The 9,905-nt window shown below is 28.1% G+C and carries 9 protein-coding genes; 3 read left to right on the top strand and 6 right to left on the bottom strand.

Going from position 1 to position 9,905, the window contains the following annotated elements; translation table 11 throughout:
• Positions 1-188 precede the first annotated feature (188 nt).
• The 3 genes from Q0138_RS03170 (at position 189) to Q0138_RS03160 (ending at position 2,926) form a co-directional block, all read left to right on the top strand.
• Positions 189-1,493: a phenylacetate--CoA ligase gene (locus tag Q0138_RS03170; RefSeq protein ID WP_297980819.1), complete on the top strand. Its 1,305-nt coding sequence runs from the start codon at positions 189-191 to the stop codon at positions 1,491-1,493.
• Positions 1,494-1,596: 103 nt separating this feature from the next.
• Positions 1,597-2,031, top strand: coding sequence for an acetolactate synthase (locus tag Q0138_RS03165; RefSeq protein ID WP_297980817.1), 435 nt, complete (start codon positions 1,597-1,599; stop codon positions 2,029-2,031).
• Between the two features lie 61 nt (positions 2,032-2,092).
• A complete protein-coding gene (locus Q0138_RS03160; protein WP_297980813.1) occupies positions 2,093-2,926 on the top strand; it encodes a hypothetical protein in 834 nt (277 codons plus the stop codon).
• A 388-nt stretch (positions 2,927-3,314) separates the two neighbouring features.
• On the opposite strand, the gene Q0138_RS03155 is transcribed toward Q0138_RS03160, so the two are convergent.
• From Q0138_RS03155 to Q0138_RS03130, 6 genes are all read right to left on the bottom strand, one after another.
• Entirely contained in the window at positions 3,315-3,812 is a 498-nt protein-coding gene (locus Q0138_RS03155) for a ferritin (protein WP_297980811.1), read from the bottom strand.
• Between the two features lie 64 nt (positions 3,813-3,876).
• The gene (locus tag Q0138_RS03150) at positions 3,877-4,032 is read right to left on the bottom strand and encodes a rubredoxin (protein WP_297980809.1); all 156 of its coding nucleotides are present in this window, start codon (positions 4,030-4,032) and stop codon (positions 3,877-3,879) included.
• Positions 4,033-4,351: 319 nt separating this feature from the next.
• Positions 4,352-4,510 carry a rubredoxin gene (locus tag Q0138_RS03145; RefSeq protein ID WP_297980805.1) on the bottom strand — a complete coding sequence of 53 codons (159 nt, stop codon included), beginning with the start codon at positions 4,508-4,510 and terminating at the stop codon, positions 4,352-4,354.
• 527 nt (positions 4,511-5,037) lie between these two features.
• A complete protein-coding gene (locus Q0138_RS03140; RefSeq protein ID WP_297980803.1) occupies positions 5,038-5,448 on the bottom strand; it encodes a universal stress protein in 411 nt (136 codons plus the stop codon).
• A 217-nt stretch (positions 5,449-5,665) separates the two neighbouring features.
• Positions 5,666-7,393 carry an ATP-binding cassette domain-containing protein gene (locus Q0138_RS03135; protein ID WP_297980800.1) on the bottom strand — a complete coding sequence of 576 codons (1,728 nt, stop codon included), beginning with the start codon at positions 7,391-7,393 and terminating at the stop codon, positions 5,666-5,668.
• Between the two features lie 432 nt (positions 7,394-7,825).
• Positions 7,826-9,772, bottom strand: coding sequence for a hypothetical protein (locus tag Q0138_RS03130; RefSeq protein ID WP_297980797.1), 1,947 nt, complete (start codon positions 9,770-9,772; stop codon positions 7,826-7,828).
• Positions 9,773-9,905 lie beyond the last annotated feature (133 nt).

The raw sequence follows: 9,905 nt of genomic DNA, 5'->3' as shown, positions 1-9,905 counted from the left end.
ACTTTTCAATTAATTATTAAAATTTTATTTTAAAAACAAATTTTATAAATTTTAACAATTTATGAAATAATGAAATTATTTAAAAAAATAAAAATTTTTTGAAATAATAAAAATTATTAAAAAAATAAAAATTTTTAGAAATAATGAAAATTATTAGAACATTAATTACAAAAAACTAAAAAGGTTAAATTATGTGGAATGAAGAAATTGAAAGCATGTCTAGAGAAGACCTAAATGAACTTCAATTAAAAAAATTACAAAGTACCGTAAAAAGAGCATTTGACACTATTCCATTCTATAAAGAAAAATATACAAATGCAAATGTTTTTCCAGAGGATATAGAAACCTTGGAAGATATTCAAAAACTTCCATTTCTTACAAAGGACGACTTAAGGGCCTGCTATCCTTTTGGAATGTTTGCAGTGGATCAAAAGGAAATCATTGAAGTCCACTCCTCTTCAGGAACAACTGGAAAACCTGTGGTAAGCGGATATACTCAAGGAGACCTTGACAATTGGGGAGAAATTATTGCAAGAGGACTGACAATGATGGGACTTGATGCAGACGACATCATTCAAAACACTCACGGATACGGTTTATTCACAGGAGGATTTGGTGTTCACTATGGTGCTCACAAATTAGGAGCAACAATCATCCCTATTTCAACCGGACAAACAAGAAGACAGGTTGAAATCATGAATGACTTCGGTACAACATGTCTTATTTTCACCCCATCCTATGGTATCTACCTTGGTGAAGTTGCTAAGGAAGAAGGGATTGACCCTGAAAAACTAAATCTCAAGGCAATAGGATTTGGCGCTGAAATGTGGACTGAAGAAATGAGGGAAAGAATCGAGGCCACCTTCAAGACAAAGGCATATAACATTTATGGACTTACCGAATTGATGGGACCTGGCGTAGGCATAGAATGTTCAGCTCAAAATGGATTGCACATTGCTGAAGATTTCTTCTATCCTGAAATCATTAATCCAGACACCGGAGAGGTCTTGGGTGAAGGAGAAAAAGGAGAATTGGTATTGACCAATATTGAACGTGAAGGAATGCCAGTCATAAGATTTAGAACAAAGGACTTAACTGCAATTCATTATGAAACCTGTAAATGTGGAAGAACACTTGCAAGAATGGAAAGAATTACAGGAAGATCAGATGACATGATAAAGGTCAAGGGTGTTGCAGTATTCCCATCCCAAATTGAAAAGGCCCTTCTTAAGGTCAGTGACATTGAGCCTCACTACCAAATCATTGTTACAAGACCTGACATCATGGACGAAATTGAAATCAAGGTTGAAGCTTCCGAATCCCTTTTCTTTGACGACATAAAAGAAATGATGGGCGTTAAACAAAAGATTGGAGAATATATCCATAATGAAATCGGAATTGCTGTTAAGGTTAGTTTGGTAGCTCCTAAAAGCATTCCAAGAAGTACAAAAGGAAAAATCCAAAGGGTAATTGACAAACGTAACTTACATTAAAAAGATTAAACTAAAAAATAATCTAAAAAATGATTAAATTATTTTATTTAATTGAAAAACTAATAAACACAAGGAAAATCTTATATTAAAAATGAGGGATAAAATGTATAAAATAATCCAATTGTCTATATTTTTAGAAAATAAAAGAGGAAACCTATATAATACATTAGACTTATTAGCTGAAAACGGCATAAACATCAGGGCATTATTTTTAGCAGACACAACTGAATTCGGTATTTTAAGACTTGTTGTTCAAGATCCTACAAAGGCTAAGGAGATTCTTGAGGAAAACAATTATATTGTTAAAAACACACCTATCGTAGGAGCTGAACTTGATGACACTCCAGGAGGACTTTCTTCAGTTTTAAAAATCTTGAATGATGAGGAAATTGATTTAGAATATCTTTATGCATTCACACATGAAAAAACCGAAAAAGCTATTCTTCTATTGCAAGCTGATGACTTGGACAAGCTAACCAATATTTTAACTGCTTATAAAGTTCCTCTTGTACCTGCAGAAGAAGTTTATAATTTATAAATTATTTTTTCTTTTAATTCAAAAATTTGAAAAAGGAATAAAACAAAAAAATAGGCAAAATATGAAAAATAAATCAATAATATCTGTAATATTGATTATTTTCCTATTTTCCATATGTTTTAATGCTGTAAGCGCTGAAGAAATATCTGAAGACCATAATTTGGATGAATCTTCAAGTCAAAACTTCAACACTCCTTCTGATGAAAGCTTAGTGGAAGAATCTGACACTATTGGCTTAGATAAATCCGCTGATTTAAATGGGGAAAATAATTTTAACAATGAAGACGAGCTTAAGGAAAATACAATAAAATCCAAAGCCATTTTAAAATCTGCAGAGGACAATACACTGGATATTGATTATAATCAGGTTCATGATGAATCATATAATATTGTAGTTGATGCAATTCCAAGTTCAAACAAACTTAAAATTGGGGAAACAGTCAAATATACAATTACAGTAAGGAATAATAATCCATTTACTGTACATTATTTGGAAGTCTTTACTCCATCCGGAGAAATGTTCTGGATTTTTGGAAAGTCAGACAGCAAGCATAATATAGGGTACCTTGATGAAACCGCATGGATAATTGAAAAATTAGGTCCCGGTGAAACAATAACGATCTTTGCAAACATCAAGGCTGAAGAGGCTGGAAATGCAAGTCTGGAACTAAGTCTTTCACATAAGTTTCCGCCTTATGAATTTAAAACATATGAAAAAGAAAATAAGCACAAGCACTATGAAAATAATAAGAATTTCAAAAAAGAAAGATTGAATTTGGAAAATAATGCAGACAGTATAAATTTAGCAAAAAACAAAACTGCAAATCCATTATTTTTACTCTTGATTTCTTTATGCTCATTATTTGGCATAAGTCTAAGAAATAAGATTGATTGATTGATTAATTAAGTAATTTAATCTTTCTTATTCTATTTTTTATAAAACTTATAAACAATTAAAAGCTATTTTTAAACTATAAACACTTAATAAAGTTAAAAAAAACTATTTTTAAAAAATAAAACACTTATAAAGTTAAAAAAAAACTATTTTTAAACAATGAAACACTTATTAAAGTTAAAAAAAACTATTTTTAAAAATTTTAAAACTTTTTTATAATATTAAAAACTTTAAAAATCAAAACAAGAAAAAATAAAAACTATTTTTAAATTTTAAAAAACTTATCATAAGTATAAAAAAAGAAATAAACTATTTTAAAAAATTAAAAAAATAAAAAAAGTAAAAAATTATCACATTATGTGATAATAAAAATTAAGAAAAAGAGAATTTATTCTTCTCCGCCACGTGCAGCGTACTCTTCATTGAGTTTGTATAAAAGAGAGTTGTCATCACCAGCTAATTTAATTTTAGCCAAGTTGTCCATAGCGTTTTCTTCTTCTTCAACTTGTTCTTCAACAAACCATTGCAAGAAGTTGTTGGTAGCATGATCTTTTTCTTCAATAGCCAAATCAACTAAATCATTGATTAAACCGGAAACCATTTTTTCATGTTCTAAAACATGTTCAAATGCTGCAAGAGGAGATTCCCATTCAGTTTGAGGAGCTTTAATTTCAGTTAAAGTTACAGATGCACCTCTTCTAATAATGTAATCATAGAACTTCATTCCATGTTCCAATTCTTCTGCTGCTTGAACTCTCATCCAGTTAGCAAATCCTGCTAAATCAATGTCTTCAAAATAAGCTGCCATAGATAAGTATAAATATCCAGAATAAACTTCTGCATTTAATTGAGCATTTAATGCTGCTTCCATTTTTTCGTTTACCATTTTTAAAACCTCATTTAGAAATATGTTCTTCTGCAAATAAAAAAAAATTTATTTTAAAATATATCTATTCTTCTACGAAATCTTCTTTTTCCGCACCACATAATGGGCAAACCCAATCATCTGGTAAGTCTTCCCAAGGAGTTCCTGGTTCAATTCCGTTATCTGGATCGCCTTCATCAGGGTTATAAGTATAACCGCAAATATCACATACCATTGCCATATTTACACCTCAATTTAAAACAATATCTTATGATTTTGAATTGTATCAAGAATTAAATAATTTCTTGCTTTAATCAATTAAAACAATTTAAAAAATTAAATTATTAAATAACTACTAATTAAATAATTAAATTAAATATTTGAATTAAATAATTCTGCAAATTAATTAAATAAAAATTAAATAATCAAAATATTATGATTAAAATATTAATGATTAACTAGATTAAATAATCATTGAATTAAAAAAATAATATTCCAATACTATTAAATAAAATTAAGAAATAAAATAATTCCAAAAATTAAATAATGAATTTGGAAACTTATATTTCCTTAAACATGTTTTTAACTGCACCACATAATGGGCATTTGAAATCAGCAGGGACATCTTCCCAAGCGGTTCCAGCAGCTATATCTTTTTTTGCTTCACCTGTTTCGGTATCGAAAACATATCCACAAATAGCACATCTGTATTTAGCCATCTATTTACCTCCCTTAATTTTGATATAATATAGTTATAAAATTTATAATATATAAAATGTTTTATTTACTTATAACAATATAAAAATTTAAAAATATCTAAATTTAAAATGCAAATGCTAAGTTAATTTTTGACTTTGAATAATAAAAACATTATTTTGCCAATTATTTGTATTTAAAACATAGTTTACTATTTATAATATATGGTAAACCACATTACGAACTTATTTTTTAATTTAAAGCCATATTATACAAAATATTTAAATATAATGTAATTTAAACTATTTTTAATAATAGCAATAAAAATATAATAATAACTATCAAAAAAAATGAAAATTTCAAAAAGAAGTTTAAAAATCAATTTATGATCTTTAATCTTTTTAAGACCAATTTTTATTTTTTAAAATGAATAACAGTATCAATATTATTAAAAAAAGAATCAAAAAAGAAAAAAAATAAATTCTAAAATTAGATAAAATATTAAAAAAATTAATAAAAATATTTTATATTTTAAAAAAAAGATAAAAAACTATTTTACAAGTAAAACAGGAATCTCAGCTACTTTTAATGCATTCATTGCAACACTGCCAATTTCACTGTAAACCATCCCATCATTTTCATCATTGGATTTTCCAAAGGCTCCAAAAACAGCTAAATCAGGATTGATCTTTCTTATCATGGTGGCCATATCAGCAATTGGATTTGCAGTGATAATATGCTCTACAACAACCACATCCTTCTCTTTTCCCTTTGCTGTAATAGCATCCAAAACAGCACCGCCTGCATCATCCAAATCATCATAGGAAAAGTCAAGCCCAAAATCCATAACATATAGGGCTGAAACCTTTGCACCATATTTACTTGCCAAATCAATGCCAATATCTACAGCCTTATCTCCACATTCTGAACCATCACTAGCGATAAGAATATTTTTAAACATAAAATCATCCTTTAAATTAAAAATAAAATTAAAAAATAAAAGTTTAAAGTAAAACTTAAAAATAAAAATTAAAAGTAAAACTTAAAAGTAAAACTAAAAATTAAATATTAAAACTAAAAATTAAAATAAAAATAAAAATAAAATAAAAGAAAAACCGATTAAAATAATCAGTTTAATAATTAGATTTTAATTAAAAATTTAATAATTAAAATTATTTCTAGAAATTAATCAAGTAATCAGCTTCACAGAAATTAATAAAGTCATCAACCAAACTGTCAACATCCTCAGAATCAGTTAAAAGTTTTCCTTCATTAATGAATACTGCCCTATTGCTCAATTCCTTAATGAATTCAGTATTGTGTGAAACCATTACAATTGTAGTTCCGAATTCCTTGCATATTCTCTTGAGTGAATTTGTAACTGTTCTTAAAGTAATTGGATCCAAGTCTCCAAAGGGTTCATCCAAGAGCAGGATGTCTGGTTTTGAAACAAGAACAAGTGCAAGCATTGCCCTTACCTTTTGACCCCCTGACAATTCATAGGACTTTCTTGGCAATATGTCAAGTGGAAGATCAAGAGCTTCAAATAAATCCTTAACCTCTTCCCTGATTTCAGTTTCAGGGAATTTAGGGAAAAGCTCATCCAATATGCTGGAGTCCAAACCAATCTGTTCAAGACGAGCCCTGGCCTCCCTTTCAGGCAAATCAGTGAGCTGATATAATGCATCCAAGAGAATATCCGGAAGACCTAATTCCTTAGCCCTTTCCTTAGCTTCCTGAACCATATCCCATCTCTTATAACCTAACTTAACAGCCAATTGATTCTGTATAGTGGCATAATACATCAATGCAAATTCCTGATGCATGAAACCAATGTTTCTTCTAACTTCCATTCTGTCAAGACTTGCTTTCTGAAGGTCTACCCAAAGGATTTCCTCTTCACCATCATTGTCCTTGACAAGCTTGAATCTTACTCCTCCCTCATCTGGAACGTCAAGTCCCCCTAACATGCGGAGAAGAATTGTCTTACCTGCACCGCTTGGACCTACTAGAGATAGGACATTTCCCCTATTTACATCCAAGTTAACATCCTTCATGTGCAAAACGTTTTTACCTTTAAGCAAATAGAACCTTTTATCAATATCCCTTGCTTTAATGACAGCTTCCTCTGTGGATTCAATGTCAATATCTACAGGCTCATCGATGTCCTCAAGGAACTCGGCAATGATTTCATCCACATCACCATCCTTGACGATTTCACCATTCTCCATGAGAATTACCCTATCTGCAAGGAACTTGTGAATTTCAGGCAAGTGGGAAACGAAAACAACTGTAATGCCTAATTCATCATTTACTTTCTTTACAGCATCCAATATTTCCTGTTTGGTTTTTGGACATGCCATGGTTGCAGGTTCATCAAGCAACATGACCTTAGGTTTTTTAGCTATTTGACGAGCCATAATAAGTCTTTGCTTTTCTCCACCGCTTAATACTGAAGCCAAATGGTCCTGCTTCTCATAGAGATCCACCAGCTTAAGAATTTCAATAGCTTCCTTTTCAAACTGGTCACGTGCCTCCTCTAGATTCACATCCCCCTCATCGCCATATTTTGCAGCATAGAGTTTACGCAATACATTGTCCATTACGGATTCAGGCCAAATACCGAATGACCTTTGAAGGTGAATTGCAGTTTCCTTTTTGATTTGATTAAAGTAAAATTGGGAAGAATCAGGCTTGATTGTGTATCTGCCAATTGTGAATTCCCCTTCATCAAATTTTTCAACGCCGCGAAGAATTCTAAGAAGTGTTGTTTTACCGGATCCGCTTGAACCGAGAATACCTACAATTTCCCCTTCCTTAATTTCAAGATTTATGTTTTTAAGAGCTTCGATTTCGTCTCCATCATCTAATTTATAAGATTTAGAAAGATTTTTAACACTTATCATATTACCACAAGTTTATTTTAAATACAAATTAAGATAAGATTGATTTTTAAAAGGCCATATAATTTAAAATGCTTTTTTAAGGCCTTAAAATAAAAAGTTTTTTAAAAAAAAATATTTTTGAAATCTTAATTAATTATACTATAATTATTTTATTTAAGATAATATTTAAAGGCTTTTATATTTTTTTAAATATTTGGAAAAAACATAAATTTAAAATTATTCCTAAGAAATTGAAACAGTTTTTCAAATTAATAAATTAATTAATAAATTAATAAATTAATTAATAAATTAAATAATTATAAATGAATAGATCAAATTCAAAGTCAAGAATAATATTTAATAATAGACTTAATAATATTAATAAACCATTTTTTCATATTAAATAACTTATTTAATAATAATTAAATCTTTATATTTAACTTCTAAACGATTTTAATTTTTATTTTCTTCGCTGCTATTATCGTGGGCTCTTTTTTTGAAAAATGCAAGGAAATTTTTAGCTTCAGCTAAATTATTTAAACTATCAATATAAATATTAATATTTTCCTTTTCTTCTTTGGTAAAATCTTCATAATTAAATTTCAAATCTTTATACACGCTTTTTTTTATATAACTTTCGAGTCCTTTTTCATCTTTTATTTTATAATGATAATAAACAAATTTTTCAAGTGGATTTATAGTATTAATTCCTTCGCCTAATTTTTTTCCCTCTGCATTTGGTTCCCCGAAATAAATATATTTTTCTTTAATTTCTTCCAACTCATTTTTTAAATTATTTGAGGGCATATCTTTAATAACATTTCGAAATTTCTTATGAGTATAAAATTCTTCTTGTTCCTTTCTTGAATCGTCTTCAAATATTTTCCATTTTTCCCCACTTTTTTTAAAATCATCAAGAACATTAGAAAATGTCTTTTCAAGTAATTCTCTGACTTTTTCGTCTTCTTTCGTATATTCTTTCTTTAATTTTTTTTCTAATTGTTTCTCTAATTTAGAAATTTTATGCTTATTTAAGAGAAGGCTTCGTATTATTAACAGTTTTTTATTATTACCTATTTCTATTTCTATTTTCTCATTATTTCCGGGAATATCTTTTATTACATCTTTCATTTTACTATTAATTAAATCTATATTTTTTTTGCTATTTATATTTCCTACTTCATTAGGATCAAGTTCCATTAATTTTAATTTTTCGTCTTTAATTTCTCCATTAATTAAGTCTAAAAAATATCCAAGAGCTTTCTTCTTTATTGTAACAATTATATTATCTTCTCTAATATCTTTTGATATTTCATATTCTTTTGGATCAATAGTATTTATTCCATTTTTCTTTATTCCTAATTGCTTATTCTGATTTTCTTTTGTTTTTGTTTTGGAATTGGCTAAATTATTTATATATAATTTTTGCTTTTCAGTTGTGGTAGTGAATATAATTTTTTTCGTGTTTGGCTTTTTCTTTTTAGAATTGTTTGAATTCTCTTTTTGTTTACTATTTTTTTGATTTGATATTATTTTATCTTCATCTAAAATAATATTTAGGTTTCCTGGGCTAACTTTGGAAGATATTTTTTTTCCTTTATTTGGATATAATTTAGTATTAGAATTCATATTTATATCTTTATCACTTTCTTGACTTATTTTATTTGGATTTACATTTTCATATTTAATTCTTTGTTCGATTTTGATGCATACTGACTTTTGTGCTTTTTCACCTTTTTTCTTATTTTTATCTTCTTCTCGAACGTCGGTTGGGATTTCAGATTTTTCTGTTTCTTCATAATTTTCTTCTTCATTCATTGACTTTACTAAAGTTAATTGTTGAGAGAAAGTTTGATGATTATTATTTATATAATCATCTGAATTTAGCTCAATACCAGAATCATAAATAATATCATTTTCATTTAAATCATTTGGATTGTTATTTTTATTTTTGTAGACCCATTTAATATTGACTTTATTGTCTTTTTTATTTCTCGTAGCAATATCATTTTTTTCTTTTCCGTTTACTTGATTCAATTTTATTTTATGGGTTTCGAGAATAGAATTAGTATTTTCTCTCTTTCTTTTTTTTCCTGATAAAAAATAGTCGCCTTCTCCTTCATGTGATTCATCTTTGTTTTCTATTGAATTTATATTTTCATTTGCATAAAAATAAATATTTTCGTAATGTTCAGGAGTTTTCATTATTTTTTCTTTTTCATCATAGAAAGCTAACAAAGAATTTATATCTGAGTTATTTCTCCTCTCTGAACTTGGAGTGCATGGAGAGGTTGGATCAATATTTGTGGAAAAAAGTTTAATATAACGTTCTATACTATTTGAAGGTGAAGATCTAGTTATTAATTCTGCTCTAGCGAAATTATTCAATCTTATTTCCAACTTTATAAATAATTTACATTTTATAAAATTGTTTAAATATAAATTATTTAATTATTTTTTCCAAAAAGTTTTTGAAAATCTTCAAATGGGGATTGGGGATTGGGGATTGGGGATTGGGGATTGGGGATTGGGG

Source organism: uncultured Methanobrevibacter sp. (assembly GCF_937906425.1).
GTDB lineage: Archaea > Methanobacteriota > Methanobacteria > Methanobacteriales > Methanobacteriaceae > Methanobrevibacter.
This window is presented reverse-complemented; position numbering and strand designations above follow the sequence as displayed.